This is a genomic window from Staphylococcus sp. FSL W8-0305 (assembly GCF_037966415.1).
In the GTDB taxonomy this organism is placed as follows: Bacteria; Bacillota; Bacilli; order Staphylococcales; family Staphylococcaceae; genus Staphylococcus; species Staphylococcus aureus.
Map to the genome: position 1 here is coordinate 1,720,898 of NZ_CP150198.1, position 26,275 is coordinate 1,747,172.

The 26,275-nt window shown below is 31.2% G+C and carries 27 protein-coding genes and 3 pseudogenes; 3 read left to right on the plus strand and 27 right to left on the minus strand.

From position 1 onward, the window contains the following. Window positions 1-3: 3 nt before the first annotated feature. The 3 genes from NST10_RS08525 to NST10_RS08535 form a co-directional block, all read right to left on the minus strand. Window positions 4-927, minus strand: a complete 924-nt coding sequence (locus tag NST10_RS08525; protein ID WP_000002080.1) for a pseudouridine-5'-phosphate glycosidase — start codon at window positions 925-927, stop codon at window positions 4-6. Beyond that, the gene (locus NST10_RS08530) at window positions 902-2,020 is read right to left on the minus strand and encodes a carbohydrate kinase (RefSeq protein WP_001283968.1); all 1,119 of its coding nucleotides are present in this window, start codon (window positions 2,018-2,020) and stop codon (window positions 902-904) included. Before NST10_RS08530 ends, NST10_RS08525 begins: the two co-directional genes overlap by 26 nt. 342 nt (window positions 2,021-2,362) lie before the next feature. Beyond that, window positions 2,363-3,352, minus strand: a complete 990-nt coding sequence (locus NST10_RS08535; protein ID WP_001822575.1) for a PTS sugar transporter subunit IIC — start codon at window positions 3,350-3,352, stop codon at window positions 2,363-2,365. Here NST10_RS08535 and NST10_RS08540 point away from each other — a divergent pair. Beyond that, a complete protein-coding gene (locus NST10_RS08540) occupies window positions 3,303-3,443 on the plus strand; it encodes a hypothetical protein (RefSeq protein WP_011446983.1) in 141 nt (46 codons plus the stop codon). The two genes, NST10_RS08535 and NST10_RS08540, sit on opposite strands and share 50 nt — an antisense overlap. A 158-nt stretch (window positions 3,444-3,601) precedes the next feature. Here NST10_RS08540 and NST10_RS08545 read toward each other — a convergent pair whose 3' ends face one another. The 3 genes from NST10_RS08545 to NST10_RS08555 all read right to left on the minus strand — a co-directional run bounded on the left by NST10_RS08545 (window position 3,602) and on the right by NST10_RS08555 (window position 6,480). Further along, complete coding sequence (locus NST10_RS08545; protein ID WP_000911024.1) at window positions 3,602-4,279, minus strand: ABC transporter ATP-binding protein; 678 nt, start codon at window positions 4,277-4,279, stop codon at window positions 3,602-3,604. A 12-nt stretch (window positions 4,280-4,291) separates the two neighbouring features. After that, a complete protein-coding gene (locus NST10_RS08550) occupies window positions 4,292-5,341 on the minus strand; it encodes an ABC transporter permease (protein WP_000477931.1) in 1,050 nt (349 codons plus the stop codon). A gap of 248 nt (window positions 5,342-5,589) precedes the next feature. After that, window positions 5,590-6,480 carry a 5'-nucleotidase, lipoprotein e(P4) family gene (locus tag NST10_RS08555; RefSeq protein ID WP_001033875.1) on the minus strand — a complete coding sequence of 297 codons (891 nt, stop codon included), beginning with the start codon at window positions 6,478-6,480 and terminating at the stop codon, window positions 5,590-5,592. Between the two features lie 583 nt (window positions 6,481-7,063). Between NST10_RS08555 and brnQ the strand changes: the two genes are divergently transcribed. Both brnQ and NST10_RS08565 read left to right on the plus strand, forming a co-directional pair. Then, window positions 7,064-8,371 carry a branched-chain amino acid transport system II carrier protein gene (gene brnQ, locus NST10_RS08560; protein WP_000745110.1) on the plus strand — a complete coding sequence of 436 codons (1,308 nt, stop codon included), beginning with the start codon at window positions 7,064-7,066 and terminating at the stop codon, window positions 8,369-8,371. 250 nt (window positions 8,372-8,621) lie between these two features. Beyond that, window positions 8,622-9,446: a formate/nitrite transporter family protein gene (locus NST10_RS08565; RefSeq protein ID WP_000659770.1), complete on the plus strand. Its 825-nt coding sequence runs from the start codon at window positions 8,622-8,624 to the stop codon at window positions 9,444-9,446. 249 nt (window positions 9,447-9,695) lie between these two features. Here the strand turns inward: NST10_RS08565 and NST10_RS08570 are convergent, their stop codons facing one another. From NST10_RS08570 to essC, 21 genes and pseudogenes are all read right to left on the minus strand, one after another. Then, entirely contained in the window at window positions 9,696-10,094 is a 399-nt protein-coding gene (locus NST10_RS08570; protein WP_000415673.1) for a DUF4064 domain-containing protein, read from the minus strand. 149 nt (window positions 10,095-10,243) lie between these two features. Further along, window positions 10,244-10,619 (minus strand): annotated as a pseudogene (locus tag NST10_RS08575) (DUF4467 domain-containing protein). Window positions 10,620-11,240: 621 nt separating this feature from the next. Next, window positions 11,241-11,729, minus strand: a pseudogene (locus NST10_RS08580) (TIGR01741 family protein). A gap of 10 nt (window positions 11,730-11,739) precedes the next feature. Continuing rightward, window positions 11,740-12,228 (minus strand): annotated as a pseudogene (locus NST10_RS08585) (TIGR01741 family protein). A 10-nt stretch (window positions 12,229-12,238) separates the two neighbouring features. Continuing rightward, window positions 12,239-12,739, minus strand: a complete 501-nt coding sequence (locus tag NST10_RS08590; protein WP_000141995.1) for a TIGR01741 family protein — start codon at window positions 12,737-12,739, stop codon at window positions 12,239-12,241. 515 nt (window positions 12,740-13,254) lie between these two features. Continuing rightward, window positions 13,255-13,647, minus strand: coding sequence for a DUF5084 family protein (locus NST10_RS08595; protein WP_000878110.1), 393 nt, complete (start codon window positions 13,645-13,647; stop codon window positions 13,255-13,257). Between the two features lies 1 nt (window position 13,648). Beyond that, on the minus strand, window positions 13,649-14,038 hold the full coding sequence (locus tag NST10_RS08600) for a DUF4064 domain-containing protein (protein ID WP_000413100.1): 390 nt from the start codon (window positions 14,036-14,038) through the stop codon (window positions 13,649-13,651). 17 nt (window positions 14,039-14,055) lie between these two features. Beyond that, window positions 14,056-14,430: a DUF4467 domain-containing protein gene (locus NST10_RS08605; RefSeq protein WP_000825544.1), complete on the minus strand. Its 375-nt coding sequence runs from the start codon at window positions 14,428-14,430 to the stop codon at window positions 14,056-14,058. 14 nt (window positions 14,431-14,444) lie between these two features. After that, a complete protein-coding gene (locus tag NST10_RS08610; protein WP_000411304.1) occupies window positions 14,445-14,918 on the minus strand; it encodes a DUF5083 family protein in 474 nt (157 codons plus the stop codon). A gap of 292 nt (window positions 14,919-15,210) precedes the next feature. Next, window positions 15,211-15,702: a TIGR01741 family protein gene (locus NST10_RS08615; RefSeq protein ID WP_000141953.1), complete on the minus strand. Its 492-nt coding sequence runs from the start codon at window positions 15,700-15,702 to the stop codon at window positions 15,211-15,213. 10 nt (window positions 15,703-15,712) lie between these two features. Then, window positions 15,713-16,213 carry a TIGR01741 family protein gene (locus NST10_RS08620; RefSeq protein WP_000142018.1) on the minus strand — a complete coding sequence of 167 codons (501 nt, stop codon included), beginning with the start codon at window positions 16,211-16,213 and terminating at the stop codon, window positions 15,713-15,715. 10 nt (window positions 16,214-16,223) lie between these two features. Beyond that, window positions 16,224-16,724: a TIGR01741 family protein gene (locus tag NST10_RS08625; protein WP_000142078.1), complete on the minus strand. Its 501-nt coding sequence runs from the start codon at window positions 16,722-16,724 to the stop codon at window positions 16,224-16,226. A gap of 131 nt (window positions 16,725-16,855) precedes the next feature. After that, window positions 16,856-17,074, minus strand: a complete 219-nt coding sequence (locus NST10_RS08630; RefSeq protein ID WP_000431306.1) for a hypothetical protein — start codon at window positions 17,072-17,074, stop codon at window positions 16,856-16,858. Between the two features lie 176 nt (window positions 17,075-17,250). After that, window positions 17,251-17,838: a DUF5080 family protein gene (locus tag NST10_RS08635; RefSeq protein ID WP_000583207.1), complete on the minus strand. Its 588-nt coding sequence runs from the start codon at window positions 17,836-17,838 to the stop codon at window positions 17,251-17,253. Window positions 17,839-17,861: 23 nt separating this feature from the next. After that, window positions 17,862-18,320, minus strand: a complete 459-nt coding sequence (locus tag NST10_RS08640; RefSeq protein ID WP_000360004.1) for a DUF5085 family protein — start codon at window positions 18,318-18,320, stop codon at window positions 17,862-17,864. After that, complete coding sequence (locus NST10_RS08645) at window positions 18,313-18,768, minus strand: DUF5085 family protein (protein ID WP_000451775.1); 456 nt, start codon at window positions 18,766-18,768, stop codon at window positions 18,313-18,315. The genes NST10_RS08640 and NST10_RS08645 overlap by 8 nt, the downstream gene beginning before the upstream one ends. Beyond that, window positions 18,768-19,412 carry a DUF5079 family protein gene (locus NST10_RS08650; protein ID WP_000701500.1) on the minus strand — a complete coding sequence of 215 codons (645 nt, stop codon included), beginning with the start codon at window positions 19,410-19,412 and terminating at the stop codon, window positions 18,768-18,770. Before NST10_RS08650 ends, NST10_RS08645 begins: the two co-directional genes overlap by 1 nt. A 15-nt stretch (window positions 19,413-19,427) precedes the next feature. Next, window positions 19,428-21,098 carry a T7SS effector LXG polymorphic toxin gene (locus NST10_RS08655; protein WP_000540848.1) on the minus strand — a complete coding sequence of 557 codons (1,671 nt, stop codon included), beginning with the start codon at window positions 21,096-21,098 and terminating at the stop codon, window positions 19,428-19,430. A 21-nt stretch (window positions 21,099-21,119) separates the two neighbouring features. Then, entirely contained in the window at window positions 21,120-21,515 is a 396-nt protein-coding gene (locus tag NST10_RS08660) for a DUF5082 family protein (protein ID WP_000066177.1), read from the minus strand. A 22-nt stretch (window positions 21,516-21,537) separates the two neighbouring features. Next, a complete protein-coding gene (locus NST10_RS08665; RefSeq protein ID WP_000593835.1) occupies window positions 21,538-21,804 on the minus strand; it encodes a TIGR04197 family type VII secretion effector in 267 nt (88 codons plus the stop codon). 2 nt (window positions 21,805-21,806) lie between these two features. Beyond that, a complete protein-coding gene (essC, locus tag NST10_RS08670; RefSeq protein ID WP_000549309.1) occupies window positions 21,807-26,255 on the minus strand; it encodes a type VII secretion protein EssC in 4,449 nt (1,482 codons plus the stop codon). Window positions 26,256-26,275 lie beyond the last annotated feature (20 nt).

A 26,275-nucleotide genomic window follows, 5' to 3' on the forward strand; every position in this document is an offset into this window, starting at 1 on the left:
CACCTACAATAATTTATTAACAGCGACAGCAATTTTAGCACCCAACACCGCATTGTTTTCAACAAGTTTTATATTTGCTGCTAAACTTTTACCATTCGTTTTTTCTACAATTTTCCCTAACAAGAACGGTGTGGCGTCCTTACCTTTAATACCTTGATTTTCGGCTTCAACAACAGCTTCATTTATGATTGCCTCAATATATGCTTTTGATAAGGCATGCTCATATGGAATTGGATTAGCAACAACAATGCCACCTTCAAGATTTAACTGCTGTTTTGTTAAATGAATGTCAGCAAGTCGTTCTGGCGTTTCAACCGAACTTGTTAACTTAACACCGCTTTCGCGAGTGAAGAATGCTGGCAATTCATTCGTTTGATATCCAATAACTGGAACGCCTTTTGTTTCTAAATATTCCATCGTCTTAGGTAAGTCTAAAATTGATTTGGCACCTGCACAGATAACAGTGACATTTGTTTTAGACAATTCTTCTAAGTCTGCTGAAATGTCCATCGTATGTTCTGCACCTTTATGGACACCCCCAATACCTCCAGTAACAAAAAATTGAATACCAGCCATTGCAGCACATATCATCGTCGTCGCTACAGTAGTAGCACCAATACGCTTCATCGCAACAACTTCTGCTAAATCCCTTCTAGATACTTTAGCAACGTCTTTACTAGTTGCCAGTATTTCTAAATCTTCGCTTTCTAAACCAATTTTAATTTTGCCATCTATAATGGCTATGGTTGCTGGAATGGCACCATTATTCCTGATAATTTGCTCTACTGTTGTTACCATTTCAACATTTTGTGGGTACGGCATACCATGCGAAATAATTGTTGATTCTAATGCTACAATCGGTTGATTGTTCTCCCGTGCTTGCTGAACTTCTCGAGAATACTCAATATACTTTTGTAAATTTGCCATTTTTATAATCCTCCATATCGTGATAAAGTTGCTGTTGATCTAGGTTTTGCCTAACTGTATATTTCGTTTCTATCGTTTTCTTTGCATTAACCATACCAGCAATTAATATATCTTCAGTAGACATCCCATTTAACCAGCTATACACTACTGCAGCACAGAATGAATCACCTGCACCTGTAACATCTTTCACACTATTTGATGGCATAACTGACTTGATGATTTCTTCCTCACCACTTCGATAAATGAGTTCTTTCACGCCATTTGTCACAATAACATTTTTAACACCTAAATCATTCCAGCGTTTAGCAGCTATTTTTAAATCATCAGTAGATTCTATTTTTAAATTTAAGTATGTTTCTGTTTCATCTTTATTCGTGATAATCCAATCAATAGCATGTAATGAATCAGGCATATTTTTCATTTTTGGGGAAGAAACCGTGGTGATAACTAATTTGATTTGATGTTTCGTGGTATAGGCACATAAGAAGTTTAATGCCTCTTTGCCTAAATTCAAATCGACAATAATGCACTTAGCCTTTTTCAATAAGTGTGAACGCTTAATTAAAAATTCAGGCGTAATGTAGTCAAACACTTCCATATCTGCTAAGCCATATGTCATGTCGCCTTCTTTACTAATTAAAGCTGTATATGAACCTGTACTCGCATTTTCAAATTGTTGAACATGATCCAAATTCATAAATGGTGTGGACAATCGTTTAATCATTTCCCATTCACTATCTTGTCCACTAGCAGATAAAAAAGCGACCGTTTCGCCAAGCCTACCTAAGTTCTCAGCAATATTTCTTGCTACGCCACCAATAGAGCGTGTTGACGTTACAGGATTTGATGTTTCTGCAACTAAATCTTTATGCACATAAAACTTACGATCTACATTCGCTGCGCCAATACAAACAATAGGATAATCTTCATTTAAAACATATGCCTTTCCCATAACATATTCCTTTTGTATTAATCCTGAAATAATGTTTGCTACGCTGGGTCTAGATAATCCAATTGCCTCAGCAAGTTCACGTTGTGAAATAAACGGATTATCTTTAATTCTTTTTAAAATTTCTTTCTCAGAATCGCTCATAACATCCCTCCTCATATTGACTTAAAATACTTGAATCAGTGAATTTACAAAAATATCGTAGCATGCAGTTATTTCTGTTGTAAACGCTTACATTTACCGTTATATCAATGATATTTGTTTATAAAATACGCATAATTTCGTAAAAAGTAAGTTCATTCCATAAAGTAAAAGGCACCTACGAAAATGATAAGTGTTTATGTGGCGTGATATTTGTCGACTATAAATTATGACATTTTTATGTCTTATATTTTTCTATAAAAAAACGTGACTCATTATCGATTTTTTCATCGACTGAATCACGTTACTATGTTTTATTTGTTTTTACTATTCAATATGATGATGCTATGCGTCAACTGCACCTCGATTAATCATGTCTTGCTTAGTAACAATTGGATATTTTTTAAATACGATTGAACCAAGATAACCTGCAAGCGCACCTACAATCGCCATTACTACACCATAAATTACAATAGTCATTGGATGATTAAATCCAAACATTACTAAAAATCCTGCAATCGGTGTAGCTGTACCTGTCGCATCGTTAATTAAACCTGACATAGCAATAATTAAACCAGCAATCGCACCACCAAAGAAATTTGTAATATAGATTGGAATTGGATTGGCTGATACAATATCTGCTTGTGATAAAGGTTCAATACTTACTGCAATCGTAGACTTACGATCACCTAATTTTAAGCGATGGAATAGCGTCCCATTCATAAATGCCGAACTAAATGCTGCCATGGCACCAATAGCCATAGGTACACCCGTTAAACCTAATAATGCTGTCAATGCCATTGAACTCAATGGCGCTGTGCCGACAACCGTAATAATACCACCTAAAATGATACCCATGATAATTGGATTCGTATTCGTACTACTTTGGATAATATCACCAATTCGAATCAATGTACTATTCACTACTGGCGTTAATAATACTGCAATAAGACGAGCTAATGGCGCTAAGATGACAATCGATCCAATTAAGTCGACACCATCCGGCACATATTTCTCTGTATATTTCATCACATATCCAATCATATAACCCGCAAAGAAACCTGGTAATAAATCCATACCACCGCACGCGGCTGCTATAACTAATGCATATACTGGTGACACACCGATAGCTAATGCTGTTAATCCAGCGGCAGCGACACCACCTAGACCTCCCGCAGCGTCTCCTAGCTCTTCTAAAAATTTAATACCGAATACTTCACCACCAACATATTTATTAAATGCTTCCACTAAAAATGTTGCGATTGCTGCATTTGCTAATGCTCCCATGGCGCGCATACCATTAGGTGCTTTATATGTAAATAATGTAAAAATCACTAAGACCAAAAATAAAAATAAAGTACCTATTAATAAATCCATAACCATTGACCCCCATTACGATAATTTTATATTCAATCCCCATATTTAAATATTGAATACTTAGAGGCCATTTTACTACAAAAAATATTATATTTCACGGAATATTTCTAATTTTCGATAATAATTATTATTAATTGAATGTGAAAGTTTATTCAAATAATACATAAACATAAAAATACCGGCACATGATGTACCGGCTTAATAAAACTATTCTACTGTTTCATTTTCAAGATTAAGGACGCCATCTTTCATATGATATGAACGATCACAATATGCTTTAAGTCGTTCATCATGTGTAACAATAATACATGCTTTCTTTCTTTTTTTGGCTTGATCACGTAGAATTTTAATGACTTCAATCGCATTTTCAGTATCTAACGCCGCGGTAGGTTCATCCGCTAAAATAATCGACGGATTCGTATATAACGCTTTGGCTATCGCCACACGTTGTTTCTGACCACCTGAAATTTCTGAAGGTAACTTATTAAGCAATGATGTTAGACCTAATTGTGACATAAGTTGCTGATAGTCTTCATTAGACATAACATTCTTATTTTTCTTTTTCAATAATGTAAATTGTTGCTTTACCGTTAAAAATGGTACAAGATTTGTAGCTTGTAAAATAAAACCTATCTCAGACATTCTAACTTTTGCCAATGCTTTTTGCTTCATTGTCGTAATATCTTGGTTATTGATTAAAATGTGCCCAGATGTCGGTGTTTGTAAAGCACCTGCCATAGTTAGAAATGTACTTTTACCAGAGCCAGAAGGTCCAACTAATGCTACAATATCACCTTTATTTATCTCAAAATTTGTATCTTTAACCGCTTCAATGTTACGATTCCCATCTTTAAATGACTTTGTTACATTTTCAAATTTCAACATTTGCTACACCTCCTACCCAATCGCCTTTAACGGATCTATTTTTCTAATTGTTAAAATGGAGAATAAACTTCCTAATACAGAGACAATCATTAACACAATTGCAAATACGAGCAATGTTAGTACATCGAATTTGACAGGTACTGCATCAGGTAAAAATGCACCTGTAACGCCTGTTAACAGTAAGCCAAATGCCGTACCAAATAATGCTAATATGAGCGTTTGTGAAATAACTACGTTCGCTAAATAGCCATTCGTAAATCCTTGAGCCTTTAATATGCCAAATAAACTTGTTTTTTGTAATGTCATGACATATAAGAATATACCTATAACTGTAGCTGAAATGACAAATAAGAATGAAATCATAAAGTTTAATGTTAAGTTCTGTGGTTTATAACCTGGTAAATTTTCAATAAAGTCATTAATACTTACCGCTTCAAGCTCTTGGTTTAATTTTTTGTCTTTCCAATTTGTATCACGTACAACAACTGCATTAATTTTATCTCCAGTCAATCTAGGATTGATTTTGGCAATGGTAGCGTCATTCGTGAAAATGACTGGTGACGCATTATATTTTGCACTTTCTGTAAAACCTACGATATGCAATTTTTCATCTGATTGAGATAGTGATAATGTGTCGCCAATTTTAAATCCTTTATTTTTAAGTGTTTCATCAGCTAACACTTCATTATCTTTAGTCGCTTTATGCCCTTCTATTAAACTCGGAACTAAAAATGATGACTTTTCAACACCGAACACTAAGACATTGTCTTTTTGATGACCATTAGAAACTATTTCTCCTGTTTGCTTCAATGTAGCTTGTTTCTTGTATTTATTTTCAATATCTTTCTTGTTAAAAACAGATTGTTGCACAGTTTGATTGGCATCTTTATTTAGAACAATGGCATCTGCTTGCCACTTATCAATGCCTTCTTTATTCATATTGATAAGACCATTCGCCAATCCAGATAATAAAAATAGCAAGTAACTAATCATCGTTAACACACCAATAATTAGTCCAAACTTCAATTTGTTGCGCCGTATTTCATTCCAAGCTAAAAACATGCATTTCTCTCCCTACTACTATGATTTAAACATTGTTTATATTCTTAGATGCACGTACGTCGTGTTGCGCTCTGTAATGTTATACATACACTTATCCTTCATTATACCCGAACTTTTTATATTAAAAGCAAATTTATGGAAAATGCAATTAATTGTCTATTATTTTTGTACGGTACATTTAAAATTAAGGATCAATTTAAAAACGCCTACATATACCTTTAAGTACATGTAGACGTCCAATTCATATATTATTTAATTTCGCCTGTTTTAGGATCGAATTGCTTAATAGCATTTTTACGTAATTTATCTTTTGCTTTGTCACTTGCTTTATAGTTATTGTTGTAAATCGTAGCTTCCCAACTACCATACATTGGGTTAGGGAAAATGATATATTTCTTACCGAAATCGTCTTTATGTTTTTCAATTAATGCTTCACGAGATTCAGCTGTAGCTTCTTTTGGATCTGTAAAGTCTAATAAATTATCTCCAAATAGCATGACAAGTTTATGATCCTTTTGAACTATTTGTCTGCGTGATTCTTTACTCTTATCATCTTTACCTTTTAGTAAAATATGACTCTTCTTAGCTTGAGGGATACCTTGTTGTTTTAAGTTCTTTTGTGTTGCCTTTAAATCTTTTTCTTTATCTCTATCAGAAATATAGTAGATATCGACACCTTTTTTGTCAGCATATTTCAAGAATTCTTTTGCGCCATAGACAGGTTTAGCTTTAGCAGCTTGTACCCATTCATGCCAACCTTCTGGGAAAGGTTTATTGTGTATTGATGCATAGCCTTGATATGGAGAATTATCTAAAACTGTTTCATCTAAATCCAAAGCAATAGCTAACTTATGTTTACCCTTATTCTTTTTAATCTCTTTATCTAACTGAGTCTTTGCACTGTTATAACCTTGTAAATATAATGCTTTTGCTTCAGCTGAATTTTGATACCAAGCCACTGCCATAATATTTTGATTACCAAGATTCGCCTTTTGTGATGCTGGTATAGAAGCTTGTTGTGTTTGTTGAACTTCAGCAGAACTTTTGGCAAACGCTGTAGAATTTGTCGTTTGTGGTGCCGAAACTGTAACCGCTACCGATAATGATGCTATTGCAATATACTTTGAAATTTTATTCATCTTATCACCTCATGATTAATATTTAAAATACAGTTAAAATTATAAATGCATTTATTTAATATTGCTATACTATGAAAAGATATTTAATATTATTTCTTGAAAAGCTAACAAATATGTGAACATTTCATATAAGCATGATTTAATGGGAGACCTATCACATGAGAGAGATTTGTGATTTATCACGTAATAAACTTTAATTCATTTGAGTGACTAGGCCTTCCTATCAGTCATATTCACTCATCCACGTATCATTATGTGTACAGTGTGCTATCTCTTGTTTACCTATTGGAACAACCATAAACTCATCCATAGTTTACCTTTTATAAATAGCAGTCCTCACTCATACAATTTCTCATAAAAATCACAACGCTCCAACGTATTTCCAACTTACTTTCACCTATTTTAATTCATAAAAACGACACTTTAATTGTCATTATCCAATAATAGCAAGACGTTATTATTGCAATCTTTTTTATAAAATAATAGAATCATAGTATTGTCATTTAAAGATAAAGTAAGAACGTTTTTATTTTTCAGATTTTTTAAATTATTATGAATATCTAGTTTTAGGAAGGAAATTACATTGAAAAAACAAGTTATTATTTCGGGCCTCATGTTATTTTCACTATTTTTTGGAGCCGGAAATTTAATATTCCCGCCCATGCTCGGCCATACAGCGGGTCAAAATATGTGGATTGGTATGCTAGGCTTTGCTCTTACAGGCATATTACTCCCCTTTATTACTGTTATTGTTGTTGCATTTTATGATGAAGGTGTTGAAAGTGTAGGCAATCGTATACATCCATGGTTCGGGTTTATTTTTGCTGTCGTGATTTACATGTCTATCGGAGCATTTTACGGTATTCCACGTGCTGCAAATGTCGCGTACGAAATTGGTACAAGACACATTTTACCTGTGCACAACCAATGGACTTTAATTATATTCGCAGCAATCTTTTTTGCTATCGTTTACTGGATTAGTTTAAATCCATCGAAAATCGTTGATAATTTAGGTAAATTATTAACACCGTTATTACTATTAATGGTCGCTCTATTAAGTATTGCTGTCATTTTCAACCCTGAATCTGTACTAAGTGCACCTAAGGATAAATATATAACACATCCTTTCATTTCAGGAAGTTTGGAAGGCTATTTTACAATGGATCTTGTTGCTGCGTTAGCTTTTTCCGTAGTCATTGTCAATGGCTATAAGTTTAAAGGCCTCACAGATCGCATGAAAATTTTAAAATATGTCTGCTTTTCAGGTCTTATTGCAGCCATATTACTTGGAATGATTTACTTTGCACTTGCATACGTTGGGGCATCAACAGCTCCAGGAAACTTTAAAGATGGTACAGATATATTGACGTACAACTCATTACGAGTATTTGGTTCGTTCGGTAACCTCGTATTTGGAATGACGGTTATTCTTGCATGCCTAACAACATGTATAGGACTCGTCAACGCTTGTGCAACATTTACTAAGAAACATGTACCTAAGTTTTCTTATAAAATATTCGCACTTGTTTTCTCCATCATAGGATTTTTATTTACAACACTTGGTTTAGAAATGATTTTAAAAATTGCTGTACCATTGTTGACATTAATATATCCCGTGTCTATTGCACTTGTACTGATATCATTTGCTAACATGTTTAGCACATTCAGATTCAGTTGGGCCTATCGACTCGCAACTGTTATTACATTGATTATTTCAATTTTACAAATACTAAATAGTTTCAACTTATTACACGGTGTTATTTTGAAATGGTTTATGATGTTACCTTTAGCAGATATCGATTTAGCTTGGCTTGTACCATTCATGCTCTTTGCTATTATCGGTTTCATCATCGATGTATTTATACGTCGTCCGAAACAAGCGACAACTTAATAAATGCTCACTGCCTAGTAATGATTGACCCATCGTTACTAGGCTTTTTTATATGAAATTCATGACTTTTCAGTGATACCGTCTGTCTATTAATTATTTTAAAATAAATGATTTGTTAAAAAATCCTAGCTGTTATTCAAAAATATTAGTTTTTAAAATTAATTTTGTGAAATTAATTTTGTGAAATTATTCACAAATAAGGCGATTCATAGTATACTCTGATTAACAAATGAAAAGTGAGGATGTCATTGTGAAGGAGAAACATATTAAATGGGATAAAATATTTTATGGGGACGACTGGGTAAATAACGTAGTCGAAACGATAAGAACGAAAGATATATTACAAAGCGTTTATTTAAAACGTTATCTATTACGCGCGATGATGGCAGGATTTATTATCGGGATTATTACGGTCTTCGTATTATCAGTTAAAGCAACACACGAACCAGATTTACCGCCAGGCATTGTGAATATGGCCAGCGCCATTACATTCAGTTTTGCGTTAGTACTCATTTTATTTACAAACTCCGAACTACTAACCAGTAACTTCATGTACTTTACTGTAGGCCTGTATTATAAAGTAATTAAACCGACTAGAGTATTGAAAATATTTTTATTGTGCTTTGCAGGAAATATTTTAGGTGCTGCTATTTTATTTAGTTTCATGCGTTTTTCAAATGTAATGACGCCAGATATGTTAAATCAATTATCAGCAGTTATAGAACATAAAACGTTGTCTACTGGGTTTGTAAGTATATTAATGAAAGCGATATTCGCCAACTTTTTTATTAATATTTCATTAGTTATCGCCATGCAAATTGACGATGTACTTGCAAAAATGTTTGTCATGATGTTCGGTGTTACCATATTCGCCTTTATGGGTTATGAACATGTCGTTTACAACAGTTGCTTGTTTATGGGAGGCTTAATTTATCAAGTTGATACATTGCACTTCATTCCTGCTATTTCAAATATTGCTGCCGCTTTTATCGGTAACTATATCGGAGGCGGTCTCATTATAGGTTTATTCTATGCTTACTTGAATGATCATCATCAATTTTATAAAAATAATTAACTCTATTTGAACAATGCGTTAGTCGATGCCTTTAATATTTAGAAGTGCATTGTCTAACGTATTTTTTTAAAGTTCGTCAATGGTTTTTGTCCGATGCTATGAGCATTATCAAATACAAAATGCTCTCTTAAAAGCAGTTATTGACTGAAAATCTACTTCTAAGAGAGCAATTTATTTAATTGGTTAATTTATTAAAAACTAACAGAAATATAATTACTTAAGAAATCTTGAAATTTCAATATACGATGTTTATGATAAGTCGCTTATTTCATCTTTAGGCTTGTTATTAGTAAGGAGTTTAATACCACTGACTAACCATAAAGCAAATGTAATTATGTTACCACTTATTACAGCTCCAATAATCAACAATATTCCACTCATTTTTTTGTTTTTAGATGCTTTAAACATACCGATTGCACCTAAAATAATTGAAATGATTCCAAATATGAATAGGAATAAGAATAATACAGTGAAAATTGCTGCTGCTGTTTCTGCATCAACTGGGTCAACCTCACCATTAACTGTTGTTGACACATCTGTAGTCATTACACCTGATGCTGCTAAAACCATCAATAGTAAACTAAATACCGTTGCTAAACCTTGAACAACAATTCCTATTATTGTCATTATTTTGATCGATTTTTCCATTGCCTTACTCCTTTATTATTATTTACAAACTTACGTTTGTGTTCTTATATATAAATATTTAAATTTATATCGTGTTTATTGTAAAAATTATTATCGCTAAAGCTCATTTATTTTTTGAAACTGGTTAAAAGTTTTAAAGAAAGCATACGTTATTTTTTTTCCACTTCTACATTTTCATCTTCATAATCTGCTTTATGGTCTTTCATATACTTAATTGGGTCTATTTCTCTATTAATCTCTGCCTTACCATCTTTTATTTCATATGCGAAATAATACATTTTTTCACGATCTTTATACAATTGAATACCAATAACAATGACTTTACCATTTTTATAGACATGTGTATTACTGTCTTCTTGTTTAATGTCTGTTTTAATAGTGTTTTGTACTTTCGAGGCAATTTTATTCATTTGATTCTGTTCTTTGTACACTTTATCAATATCTTTTTTGATACTTTTCACCTTTATTAGAACAACCTGCTAATACAATTGCTAACATTAAAAATACTACCAATATTCTTTTCATCATTTTTCTCCTTAGATGGCTGTCATTTTCCACACACTACAATACTGATAATATGCTTTATCATTGTGATGTTTGAACAATGTTTAGCCAATTGTTATCAACTTAAAATTCGTTTAAATGTTTGACGCAAGATTTTGATTAATTATGATATTAAAGTCTTCTTAATATAAACATCTATTTCAGTGTTAATTTACAACTATCTACTGAAAATTATGTCATCATAATAAATTATGCAATAAGTATTTGATACCTTTACATTGCTATGTATCTCTAAAAATTGCTCCCACACATTTATTTTATACCCAAATATTTAACTATTTATAATTATAGTAAAAAACATTTTAATAGTATATACTTTTCTCATATTTTTTTGATATAAGTTTTAAAAAATAAGTCGATGTACATCAACTTTATAAAATACACTACAATAACCTTTTCAATTAATGACAATTTTAAATTTATATCGTGATTTGTTAATTAGTTGAACTTATTTATCCATGATGTATGGATACCGATAAGCTAATTGACTTTTTAAGTTGCAAATAATCTTATTTTTTACCTTCTTCTTTGAATCAAATGTAAAACGAGGTTGGTTTTGCACAGCCTTTTATAACATGTCTGCTACTCTTGCTCTTTAACATACTTCTCTACTGCTCGAATTTCTTCCATTTCATATTCCATTTCTGGTAAAACACCAAACTTTTTATACATATAGTAGTTTTCCTTTCCTGATGGGCCAAAACCTAATTTAATCCAATCTATATAATCAAAAGATACGTTTAAATCACCTTCGCTTGTAAAGTCAAATTCACATGATGTCCATGGTTCTAAATCTTCTTATTTAAATAAATCCCTTAAATTCATAAACAAGTAATAAAGATTCATCCATAAATCATCAAATATTTTTTCTGAAATATTATAATCTCTAGATATATCCGTGTAATAATTCAATTCATCGCTACCTGGTTTAGTATAATTAAAAACGACTTCTCCACCTTCATCATCTAGGTAGGCAATTGTATATACCTTTTCCCACTCTACTGGTATCATCCCACTAATCTCATTTGCAATTTTATTGTACATTTCACTTTGTTTTTCTTCGAAAGTCATGTTATCTCCCCTATAGTTCAGCTTCTTCTTGCTCTTTAATATATTGCTCGATTTCTTTAATTTCTTCCATTTCTGGTATAACCCCAAATTTTTTGTACATATAATAATTTTCAAGACTCAATTGATCAAATTCTGTATTCTTTCAATCAATATAATCAAATGAAACTTTTAATTTACCTTCGTTTGTAAAATCAAATTCGCATGATGTCCATGGTTCATGTCCTTCTTCTTTAAATATATTTCTTAATTTTTTAAATGATCTATAAAGTTCCATCCATAAATCATCAAATATTTCTTCCGAAACATTATAATCTCTAGATATATTCATGTAATAATTCAATTCATCGCTACCTGGTTTAGTATAATTAAAAACGACCTCTCCACCTCTATCATTTACATAGGCTATTGTATATACCTTTTCCCATTCTACAGGTATCATGCCAACAATCTCATTTGCAATCTTGTTGTACATTTCACTTAGTTTTTCTTCGAAAGTCATGTTATCTCCCCTATAGTTCAGCTTCTTCTTGCTCTTTAACATAATCTTTTATTTTTTCAACCCAATTTATGGCATATTCTTTTTCAGGCCAAATTCCAAATTTTTTATACATATAATAATGTTCTCTTCCCATTGGCCCAAACTCTGAATTCGCCCAATCAATATAATCAAATGAAACATTCAATTTGCCGTCTCTTGTAAAATCAAATTCGCATGATGTCCATGGTTCATGTCCTTCTTCTTTAAAAGTTTCTCTTAACTCATCAAACATTCGATAAACTTTAAACCATGAATTCTTAAAAATATCTTTTGAGACATTGCAATCTTTAGGTATGTCTGAATAGTAATTCAATTCATCGCTACCTGGTTTAGTATAATTAAAAACGACCTCTCCACCTCTATCATTTACATAGGCTATCGTATATACTTTTTCCCACTCAACCGGTATCATTCCACAAATCTCATTTGCAATTTCATTGTACATTTCACTTAGTTTTTCTTCGAAAGTCATGTTATCTCCCCTAATCTCTACTTTAATAATAACGATATATTTATAAATACATTCAAATAACTTGAAATTCTATTTTTACAATTCAGTAAAATCTAAATATATCCATCCATTTAAATTTCGTCCTAAATTGGTTCATCATCTTGAAACTATATAATCGCCTTGTATCCATGAGAGTTTTTATTTACGATACTCGTTTCTATTTTTCGAAAATGGAAACAGAATCGTGATTTTCAACGCAAATAAATGAAGGTACAAATTTATCAAACTGGTTTAAGTTACTCATGTTTATCTATCCTTCATTTATCGTTATTAAAATTTAGATTTCCTTTCTAAACCATTACATTTTCAGTTGGAATTTTTATATTTTAATATTGTAAAAATCACATTTTACATTCATTGTCATTATCTTTTTATCTTCAAAGTATTTGAAGTCTTTTAGATTCAGCTACATCTATTATGTATAAATCATTAGGACGGATTTCTTTTAAACCCGTCCCATTTTAAATTAATATATTCTACTGCTTTAATCTTGATTGCTGTATTTTATAAACGAATACTGTACCGATTGTAAATAAAATGATAGCCATGATGAATATTGGTATTCCAAACATCTTAAAAGGTTCACCATAAAGTTTTATTCCAATTTCCATAAACCTAGCTTTCATTACGAAGTAAAATAAGATAGACATAAATATAAATACTGCATATGTCCCAATGATTGATAAAATTATCGTTGGTTTTGATATAGATTCAAGTGCTTTAGAATTTTTATGCGGCGTATAAACAAATAGCCACATGACATTCAGTGCCAACATTCCAAAGCTACCTAAACATAAAATAAATCCATAAACACTTGTTAAACTTAAAATGCCTGCAATTGTTAATAGTATCCACCAAGTATATTTCATGCTATGACACTTCTTTTCCTATTTTGTTATATCTTAAAACAGAAACCCCACTTATTAACCAAACAATAAATGTTAATAAATTGGCACTGATAACTGCACCAATAATATACAAAATACCACTCGCTTTATTATTCACAAACAACTTTTTCATAGCTATAATGCCTAATAAATCTGAAACTAAAGAAACAACAAATAATATTGCGAATATTGTCACGAATGTTGCTTGAGCAGTTTCTGGGCTTTGTATAGTTTGTTCACCATTAACAGTTGTGGTCAATTCTGGCTGTATAATGCCTGTTGCTGATAAAATTAAAAATATTAAAAATAACAATGTTAAAAAACTTTGAATAATAATTCCAATTAAAGACGTCACTTTGATTAATTTTTCCATTTTCCTACTCCTTTAAATTATTTTACTTTAATATCTTTATAATCTGATTGGTGTTCTTTCACGTATGTTTTAGGATCAATATCTCTCTTATAAAAAATTTTGTCGTTTTTAAACTCGTAAGTCGCGTAAAACATTTGATCTTTATCTTTAAATAACTTATAGCTTATGATAATTAATTTGCCATCATTAAATACATAAGTATTTACTTTATCCTTATTAAATTCAGGATTAACTTCATTACTCTTTTTAACCATCTCTTTATGAGTTTCTTGTTGAATTTTCATTACTTTATTAATTTGACTTTTATATTTATTTTCATTTTGATTATTGCCACAACCATAATTGATTATACTCATCATTATAATTAACATTCCTATAATTAATCTTTTCATCGGTTACTCCTTAATCATCTATTTTTAATAAAAAAGTCTTTCAACTCTATCGGTTTTCGATTAGGTTTTATAAAAAATTCCCAAAAGTGATAGGCCGGCTGTCCGGATTTTTTATTTTCTCTAAATGAGCGAACATGTAAAAATCTAAAATAGAATGGAATCGCATATAATCCTGGAATCATATACAAAATCGACAGTACTTTTGTAACTTTCACTCTATTAGCTAATTCAATATTGTTTTGATCATATTGATAGTTTTTCAATAAAATAAAGTAAAAAATAATTTCTAACAAAATGGTAATTGCATATGCAACCATAATTGAAATATAACAATAAAAACTTACTCTATCGCCAAAATCCCTACCATACTGCAAACGATTATTAATTATACCTGCAATAACTGGTAGAAACGCCAGTAAAATCATCATTGCAAATGGAATAACTTCAAATGATAAAAATATTTTGTTTATTTTCTTTATTTTTTCCATTACTGCTCCTTTAATTAGTTAATTTTTCAATAGCAGCAGCTATTGAATCCATTGCATTTTCTAGTACAGATAATGTACTATCTAATGAATTAACTTCATTTTGCATCTCGGTAATTTTATCGATAAGTCTATCGATATTATGATCAATATTTTTTATACAATTTGTTATTGAACCACTTATGAGTTCACTCTCACTTTCAATTTCGAATGATTCTTCCTAGAAATATCAGCAATTTTAAATTGCAGCAAACTAAGATTAAACAAATCTTATTGCTTAACCTCTTTCCTATAATTAACTTTCTTGGCTTTTAATATATTGCTCGATTTCTTTAATTTCTTCCATTTCGTATTCCATTTCTGGTATAACCCCAAATTTTTTATACATATAATAATTTTCACGGCCCAATTGATCAAACTCTGTATTGATCCAATCTATATAATCAAAAGATACATTCAATTTTCCGTCTCTTGTAAAGTCAAATTCGCATGATGTCCATGGTTCATGTTCTTCTGTTTTAAATAAATTCCTTAAATTCTTAAACAAGTAATAAAGATTCATCCATAAATCATCAAATATTTCTTCCGAAACATTATAATCTCTAGATATATTCGTGTAATAATTCAATTCATCGCTACCTGGTTTAGTATAATTAAAAATGACCTCTCCACCTCTATCATTTACATAGGCTATCGTATATACTTTTTCCCACTCTACTGGTATCATCCCACTAATCTCATTCGCAATCTCGTTGTACATTTCATTTAGTTTTTCTTCGAAAGTCATGTTATCTCCCCTATATTTCAGCTTCTTCTTGCTCTTTAATATATTGTTCGATTTCTTTAACTTTATTAATTTCATATTCCGTTTCTGGTAAAATTCCAAATTTTCTATACTTATAGTAATTTTGTCGACCTATTTGACCAAATTCTGAATTTATCCAATCTATATAATCAAATGAAACTTTTAATTTACCTTCTCTTGTAAAGTCAAATTCGCATGATGTCCATGGTTCATGTCCTTCTTCTTTAAATAAATTTCTTAATTCCTCAAACAAATCATATAAATCCATCCATAAATCATCAAATACTTGCACAGAAATGTTATACTCCTTAGGTATATCGGTGTAATAATTCAATTCATCGCTGTTTATTTTAGTATAATTAAAGAATACTTCACCTCCTCCATCATCTATATAAGCCATTGTATATACCTTTTCCCATTCTACTGGTATCATGCTACTAATTTTATTCGCAATTTCATTGTACATTTCACTTAATTTTTCTTCGAAAGTCATGTTATCTCCCCTATTGTTCAGCTTCATCTTGCTCTTTAATATATTGCTCGATTTCTTTAACTTCTTCCATTTCATATTCCATTTCTGGTATAACCCCAAATTTTTTGTACATATAATAATTTTGACGGCCCAATTGATCAAACTCTGTATTGATCCAATCTATATAATCAAATGAAACTTTTAATTCACCTTCTTTTGTAAAATCAAATTCGCATGATGTCCATGGTTCATATCCTTCTTCTTTAAATATATTTCTTAAATTTTGAAATTGTTTATACAACTCATACGCTGAGTCCATAAATTCTGATTCCGATATATCATATTTATTTAATACACTAGTATAGTAGTATAATTCATTGCTTCCAGGTTCTGTGTAATAGTAGAACACTTCTCCACCTTCATCATCTATATAAGCCATTGTATATACTTTTTCCCACTCTATCGGTATCATCCCACTGATCTCATTCGCAATCTCGTTGTACATTTGACTTAACTTCTCTTCGAAAGTCATGTTATCGCCCCTATGTGTTCGAAATATCTCTTGATTAAGCTATTAATTTATTCTCTACACTTATTTCCGTTAAATAAAAAGCATTAAACAACACCCAAATGTCGCTTAATGCTTCTTCAAATTCATTTTACTTATCTTAAACCTAAATATGCTAATAAATTTAAAACAAAAACAATTATTGTTACGATAATTGCAATTTTCAATAACTTCGAACCTTTTTCTGCATCGTATTTTTTGTAATTAATACTACAAACAATACTTCCAATACCAAATAGCGGTGTAACTACTGTTAATACAATAAATACCCATGTTGCAATTTTTAAGCCATTGCCTTGTTTTTGGTTTTCCATCTCATTAACTCCTACTCATTATTTTGTCTTTCAATTTATTTAACTATTTATAATTATAGTAAAAAAGATATTAATAGTATATACTTTTTACATATTTTTCAAAAATCATTAAGATTTTTCTATCGATTAATTAATATCCATCAACAATTATAACCAAAAAAATTATTGAAAATTTCTTATGAAAGTACAATAGTAGCTATAATAATCCAAGTCGTAACAACTAATGGCACTATCGTCTTGAATAAGAATATACCGTATTTTTTCTTACGATATATATCCAGTACTAGCCAAATTAAAATGATAATAACTCCTATAAAAATAAAAACTGGATTCATCGATATAGCATCTGCCTGTAACTCAGGTTGCATTCTTAATTTAGTAATTATTAACAAGGCAATTGCAATAATGAAAAAGTAGATACCTCTTATCTTTGATGTCTGTAAATCTAATTCCTGTTCTTCAATGACATCTTTTGATTCGCCTATTTCTTTTGCAATTATATAATTTACTAACTTAGGCTTCACCCACAAGCTCTTAATTGCATAGTACATATACACAAATGACCCAAAATTCATGAATGCTAAAAAGTTACTTAAATCATTATCAACAAAACTCGCACCTACAAAATAATAAAATATTAACGTTGTCAAAATAACTATATCCAATATTAAGCCTATTATTGAAAAACCTTCACTTTTAAATAAACTAGCAATCATCGCTATATAAAAGAGTGCAAAAACTGTTAATAAAATAAAAATTATCATATATTACCTCTACTGATTATTAATTAATCATTTTCATACACTTTGGCCTTTACATCAATCCAACCTTGTTCACCGCTAAAACTTTTTCTCATTGTGTGATAATAAGGCGAAGTAAACGTTAAATTGTTGTCAGAAGCAAATTCGTTCATATCCTCAAGTAACGCTATTTCATCTGTTATAAAATTGTTGGAAGTGATACGACCATGTAACATGTTATCTAGACAAAAATATGTTCTATATGATAGTTCTTCATTTGATTTAAAACATTTTCCAACTGAAATAAATAAATCAATATTCATCCTTTTTTGCAAGTCTATTTGCGTGACTGCAAAGGTTAATGGCCCTGTAATTGTTTTACCTTTAGAAATTGCAAGATTTGTAAAGTCTTTTAATATATCTTCATAGTCATCCATAGTCACATCAAAATAAGTTTTGTAAGCTACATTTTTCATCATAATATATGAGTATCCATTTTTATCCATATACTTCACTCTCATCCAAATCTACTTGAGCATAAATTTCAAAAGCCGTACCACCAAAATAATCTACCATTACATGATAATATGGTTGATTTAGGATCTTAATATTATTTTCGTTAGCTACATATTCAATTTCTTTATAAGCTCTTTCAAATTCCTCTTCTTCAAAACACTTAGTTGATAACGTAGGTCCTACCTCTAAACAATCAATATATTTGATGTTCAATTCAGGTATATCTTGAAGTTCATCATTAAGAGCTATATATGCTGTATATTTATATTCACCCAAACCTGCTAATTCTCTTTGGAAAATTATAGGACCAGTTGGATATATATCTTTGTCCATGAAAAATTCATTTACTGTATCTAATGCATTTAACCAATTATCATTTTTATCAATTTCAAATGTAATCTTCACACAAAACGGCATAATTAACATTCCTACTTCCATTAATCATCCACTCCGTTTTCGATATCTTTTTTTACACTCTTATATAATGCATAGTTAAAATATGATCTAACCAGCAATAAATCAACAGCTATATTAATTAAGATACTTAGAGTTATAAATTTCTCTTCATCTGCAGTATTAGGAACGACTGTTCTGATATAGAAAAGTCCTCCAAAAGCAGATAACTTTATAATAATTGCTATAACATTAACTGTTTTATTTGGATTTTCACTATCAAATTCATTTTTATAAAACAAAAATAGAGCAAACCACGATACAAATAGCATTAATATAATACCTAACCAGTAATTAAATACATCAAAACCATAGCCTGCTACCCCAAAAACATAAATAGAGGCAACAAGTAGTACCATTGAATACCCAGCTACAACATTTAATGTTAAATAACGAATAACGTTTGATTTTTCAACCTTAACTTCTCCACTTTTCTCTTGGAAGTACATTAAAATAAATACAACTGCTGCAAATATTAGAAATACATCTAAATATATTGGCAATTTCCCTTGAAGGTTTCCATAAAAATACATTATCAAATCAAAAAATAATGAAAACAAAATCACAAAAATTATTAATGGTGTCAGATAAGCTCTCTTTATATTTCCTACAATCTCTTGTATTTTCATTTGTCTGCCCCTTTCTTATCCGAAAACTGTTTTAAATCCTGAAGTTACTTTTCCAAATCCACTTTTAACTTTGTTAATACCCGAGTTAATACCATCTTTAGCTAATTCTGTTGCAGACTTATCAAGATACGGTATTTTATAATCTAAAGCTATACCCACTGCTGCTCCAGCTAATGCACCTGCAACTGTTCCTACTACAGGTAATGGTATTGCCGTTCCAACAGCTGCACCTGCAGCTGCACTTGCACCAATAGCACTTAAATCTACCCCCATACCAACTAATTTTTCTTGCCAAGATTTCTTTCCTATGTTGTCAGTAATTGCAGTAATAAATCCTAATGGTTTTAAAGCCTTGCCTCCTAGTTTCAACAATTTGCCGAGTTTACCAATGATATTTTTGTTAGCAAAGTCTAATTTAAACTCTTTGATTCCACCCTTAATATCTTCATTCCAGAATTTACTCATATTTTTCTTTAATGCTGTCTTAGATGTTAAATTTTCTTTCTTAAAGAAGGTTTCTCTTATATTTTGTGGTACAAAGGTATTTTTAAATTCTGTGACTGCTGCTTTTTTCATATCAGCTGTATCAAAAAATTTCTTTGCATCTCCAAATGTATATTTAAAGTTCTTATCTTGCAACCCCTTTTTTAATATTTGAGCACTTACACTTTGATACCCTTGGACTTTGCTCATCCAATTTACTAAATTTCCTTTTTTAAAAGGATTATTACGGGCAAATTCACTTGCCATTTTTACTGCATTTTTTATTTTAATATTACCTCTATCTGTATTTAATACCAATGACATTCTTTTTAATTGGTTTTTATTCATTTTGTTAATTAATTTATTAATATCTCGTGTTTTCAGATATTCTTTATATCCTCTTAAAGCACTGCCATTCCCTACAGCTTTGATAGCATAGTACTCGCGTCCAGCTTGGGTAATTATGTCAGAAGCTGCTTTACTTAGACCTGGTGTTTTATAAAGATTTTCACTTAACGTTTCCATGTAAGTTTGCCATCTTACTAACTCTTCACTTGTTTTATGCCTTGCAATTGCACCTTCAATTTTTCCACTTGTAGAACTAATTCTTGCACGGTTTGGCTTCATGTTTTTGACATATGAATTTACACCACTTAATTCAGTTATTAAGTTATCTGTCTTATCACCATCTATAGAATTGTTGGCGTCGAAGGTCGTTAATCTTTCCACCGTTTGATCAATATCTTTATTAAAATCTCCCATTTTATTGGCCAAGTTTTCTGTCTTTATTTTTTTGGCTGTTGTTAAATCTGAAACATCTGAAATAGCTCCGTTTGCATCTTTAGAAGATTTGAAAACATCTTTTAATGCATCATCAATATCTTTTTTGTATTTTTTTATTTCGTCTTCATCCAATATAGCTGAAGCATTATTATCAACTTCACTTTGGAATTTACGTATAGATTTCGCAATATCTGATTTAAAATCTTTGTTTATTGTTTCAATCTTTTTTATTGATTGTAAATGAAATGTCTTACTATAGTTTTTGACACTACTTGCTGTCTGACCTTCGAATCCTTCAGTATTTATAAGGTTGTTTATGCTACTGCTAAGCGTGCTAACCTTTGTATTTATTGCACTTAAGCTTGAATCAATAGACTTTTGCATATTGTGCACTTCAGACATATCAACTTTGTACCCCATAATAAATTTCCCTCTCTATTATTATAATTTTGATTTAAGTGCATCTATAGCTGCATTTATAGTACTGATTTCTCCTTCGACTCCCTTGATTTCTTCTTCTTTATCCTGAATATCTTTTTTAATAGCCTTCTTCGCATCATCAAAGTCTTGTTCAACTTTTTTTAATTCAGAATCGACATCTTTCTTTTTGCTGTCACTTTTAGTCCTTCTTTCTCCTTTCCAATCTGAAGTACTAATTTCTACTTTGTTATAACTACTCTGTCCTTTGTTAAAATCTTCTCCTGCTGTATCCAATTTTTTCGAAGCGTCTTTCAACCTTCTTAAATCCTCTTTTAAATCTGTTAGTTGTGCTTCTTTACTTGCTTTTTCTCTTTCTTTATTAGCAATTTGCCTTCTTATTTCTCCCTTATTACTCATTTTTCTCACCCGTCTTGTTTAATTATTTATTAATTTGTCCTGCTATTTCTCTATCGTTTTCAACAATTTCTGTTACCGTTGTATCCATAGCCGTCGTATCTTGTTCAATTATGTTTTCATAATTAGATAGAGCTGATTGATAATCTTCAAACATATTTACATATTCTTTAAAAGTAACGAGATTCGTTTTACTTAAATTTACATTCCCATTTGATTGTTTTAAGCCTTGTCCATTTGTTCGAATGCTTGAAATTTCTTTGCTGACAGAGGCTTGGTTTAACTTTATCAACTCTATCCCTCCATTAGTTTTATTTTTTGATATTCTTGATTATTAATGTAATACATTTCTCCCACTTTTAATTCTGGTTCACCAAATCGATCTTTAACTCTTATAAATTCTTGTTCCGATATCTTATGACTAATCAAAGCTTGATTTATAGTTCTTACCATCATTTTACTTTCTCTATCAAATGCACCAATTGTATCTGAGTATAGTCCACTTGCAATAATGATAATATTAACTTTTTGACCTTCATTAAATAACACACGAATTTCATCTTCTGTCATTCCAGTTAATTGATTGAATCGTTTAATATTATTTATAAATACAATCTTGCATTCCTCTATACTTTTCTCGCCATTTTTCCTTGCTTCTATTTCTTGCTTAAATCCTAATCTAATGTTGCTCAAATCTGATGGTGCTGAATAATAAGAGGTTACATCTTCTGAATACTGGCTCATATTATCTTCTGCATCAACCAAGATAACAAATTGGTTTTTACTATATACTGATAAACTAGACATTATAACATCATTCATTTTTTCCATCTCAGTTGGTTTAATTGCTGTTACAATCGAAGAACTTGTCAGATCTAAACTAACTAGTTCCACATCCTCAAAGTCTAATCCTAATGGTAATTTGTGTTCTTCATGAATGATTTTTTCCAAATCATATGCTTCTCGAATATCTTCCATAAATACCTTATCTGGCATCATTGGAATATGTTTTGGATAATCTCCTACATAGAATTCTTTCATTTGTGCTACTTCATTTTTAATGCGCTCGTTATATGTTTGTCCTTCTGCTAATTCAAATGGTTGCGCAATTTGGAACTGTGTGAAGTTATCATCATTTATTGCAGCTCTACCTTTAACATCTTTCACACCTTTTTTATAAGAACCAATAATATTTGTTAATTCATTGTTTTCAAAGAGGTACAGCGCAACTCTTGTTTTAATGTTAGTAAATATAGCTGATTTTATTGCACTTGATCTTGATCCTGAAAGAATGATGTATACCCCTAACGCTAAACCTTCACGTGTTACCTTAGACATCATTTCTTCATATTCTTCCATAAATGGTGATTCTTTCACCGTGTCGTAGTTATCGATAATTAAGAAAACATTTGGAATTGAATTTCCAGTTTCTTTATTATATTGCTCTATATTAACTACTCTCTCTTGACTTAATAGTCTTTTTCGCTCAGAAATAATATCATGTATCTTCCGTATCGCCTTCGCAATCTTGTCTTCTTGATCTACTGTAAAGTAATCAGCGACATGTGGTATATCTGTGACTGGCATCAAACCATTGGTACCGAAATCGAACAAGTACATATGTGCTTGATCAGGACGATGGTGTCTTGCAACATCGAAAATAATGTTGTGTAAGAACGTTGTTCTACCATATCCTGGACTTCCGATTAACGCGATGTGCCCAGCTTTTTTCAATTGCAATACCATCGGTCCTTGATATTGTTCTTCTGGTACGTCTTTAAGTCCTAATGTTAATTCCACTTCTTTTGCATCATCTGACCATAATTTTCTGAAATCTGTTTCTACTAAATCTTCTTGATATACATTTTCTGGTAATGGTGGTAACCATGGACGCTTAACTTCTTCAATTTCTAATCGTGTTGTAATAGATTCGATATGATCGATAACCGCTTCTAACTCAGTTTGATTTTCTTTTGTTTCTTCATCTTCAAGTCCACTCAAGTCTTTGTTGATTGCTTGAAGTTGACCATAGTCATTAATCATGTAAATCGTCTTATCTTCAACTTCTAATTTATCGCCTTCAATGTCATATGTTGCACCACTCCATGCAGATTGGAATAATTCATAAATTTCATTATTACCAACTTGTAAATACGCACGACCTGGTAATGTAATGTCTGCTGCATCTGGTGTTTTTAAAATTTCATTACTGTCTTGTCTATCTTGTACTTTTAATGCCAATTTAAATTTAGAGTTAGACCAAATTTGGTCATCAACAACACCCGATGGTTTTTGTGTCGCAAGTATTAAATGAATACCTAACGAACGTCCAATACGTGCCGTTGATACAAGTTCTTTCATAAAATCAGGTTGTTCTGATTTTAATTCTGCAAACTCATCGGAAATAATGAATAAATGTGGCATTGGTTCTGTCGCAACACCTTCTTTAAATAACTTATGGTATTGATTAATATGGTTAACATCATGCTCTCCGAATAAACGTTGACGTTTTCTCAATTCGGCTTTGATTGATGTTAAGGCACGCATCGCTTCATCGCCATCTAAGTTTGTAATCGTACCAACTAAATGGACTAAATCTTTAAATAAGTTCGCCATACCCCCACCTTTATAGTCAATCAATAGGAATGCAACTTCATGAGGGTGAAAATTAATAGCTAAAGATAAAATGTATGATTGAATAATCTCAGATTTCCCTGAACCAGTGGTACCAGCAACTAAACCATGTGGCCCGTGTGCTTTTTCATGTAAGTTCAATGATAAAATGTCATCTTTACCTCTTACACCTAAAGGTACTGCCATCGTTTTGTATGTTTCGTTTTGTCTCCATCGATTAACCACATCAAGCTGATCTACTTCTTTCACGTTATACATCTCTAAAAATGTAATACTATCAGGAATTGCATTTTTCAAATGTTCGACGTGTATCAAATTCGCCAAACGTCTCGCGATATATTCTTTATCAACGTTATCAATATTTTCAGGTGTAAATTTCAATTGAACTAATTCTTTTTCTTTCGTAATCAGTTCGCCTTCAGTACGAGACTTGATATCAATAATGGTATCTACATGCTCTGGCAAACTTTCAATCACATCTTCAACAAAGATTAATGAAATACCATATTCTGATAAATCTTGGTTTACATATTCTAAAATGACATGATCAATAATTAATGACATATCTGTAATGACAAACACTAATTGCGGTGTGAAAATAATTTGCTCATTACTTCTGCTGCGTTCACGCACAGCTTGGATACGTTCTTTAATCATGCTATAAATTGACGTTAAAATTTGGTCACGTGTTCGTTGATTGTAAACAAACCCTCTAATGTTTTGACCTCTCAATGTCATATGTGGCAACCAACGTGCCCATTTCAATGTTTCAACTTCATCTTCACGTGTCACAAATAGAAACTCTAAATCATGATAACTATGGAACGTTGACAATTGGATTAGCATTTTCTCCAATTCTTCTAAAATGAGATGTCGTGCACCAATATATGCAATTGGTCCATGATTTAAATCATTGATTAATGGTGCTTGTTCTACATCTGTGTAAAATTCATACAATTCTTTAGCATCGTCGAATAGTTCATCACGACGTTGGTTAAATTCTTCTTCTTGGTAATCTAATTTGAATGACTTTTCTACATTCGCAATACCTAACTTATAATGTAAGAAATCGTGATGATGCGATGTTTTTTCATATATTCTTGGTGCTTTCGTTTCAACGATATCTTTAATTTCAGCAACCGTTGGATAATGATAATTCAAACTAAAACGTTGTGCTTTAATCGCTTTATTAATCTCTTTAGATTTATTATCCAAATAAGCTTTGTAATCTTTCTCTCGTTTTTCAACATCTTTGTTATACTTTTTCTTTTCAGAGAAATACGTTGTAATACCAAATACTATCGTTACTGTACTCATACCAATCATCATTAAAATATAAATACCAATTGGTCTCACTAAAAAGATGACAACAGTTAAAGCAATCATTACTAATGGCGGTATAATGGAACGCCATATCACTGTATTGTTCTTCTGTATTGGTTGTGGTGGTCTTTCAATCTTAATATCATCGGTCGGTTCACGGTGAATAATCCTTGGCGAACGATGGTACGTATTGTAATCATCTGCCTGTGCATGTGGCATCTCTTGTGTTAAGCGAATTAATGACGATGCCACTGTATTCTGACTCAATACATTTAAACCATCAGCTTGTACTTCGAGCCATATCCCTTCAACATAAATATGATCACCAATGTAAGCTTTGTTCGTTAATTGCTCTTGTAGTTCATAGTTAATATACACATCTGTATTTTTATCGTGCACGATGCGCACATATTGAGTTTCTTGTATCGATTGAAAATCTTTAATAATGATGGCATTCATCAAACTTTGAATGACCATGTCATCATATGCATTTGATCCAATCGTCATCGTATCTTGAATCGAAGGGTACGCAAATGATGCATAATCAGCTTCTGTATAAAGCTGTAATGTAATGTCATCAAGGTCACCTTTTCTAACAAGCACCTTATTAATAGAAGTATGATTCGCTTGCCAAGTACCTTGATTATTTTGTTCTAAATGAATGACTTCGCCTAACGATTTCAACGTAATATCTGCACGCTCGTCTTCGCTAATAGTATATGTCTTACCATCTCGCAAATTGAGCATCTTCAATTGTTTGTTATATTTTATAATCAATTTATGCATTGTCTTTGCCTCAGTCCTAT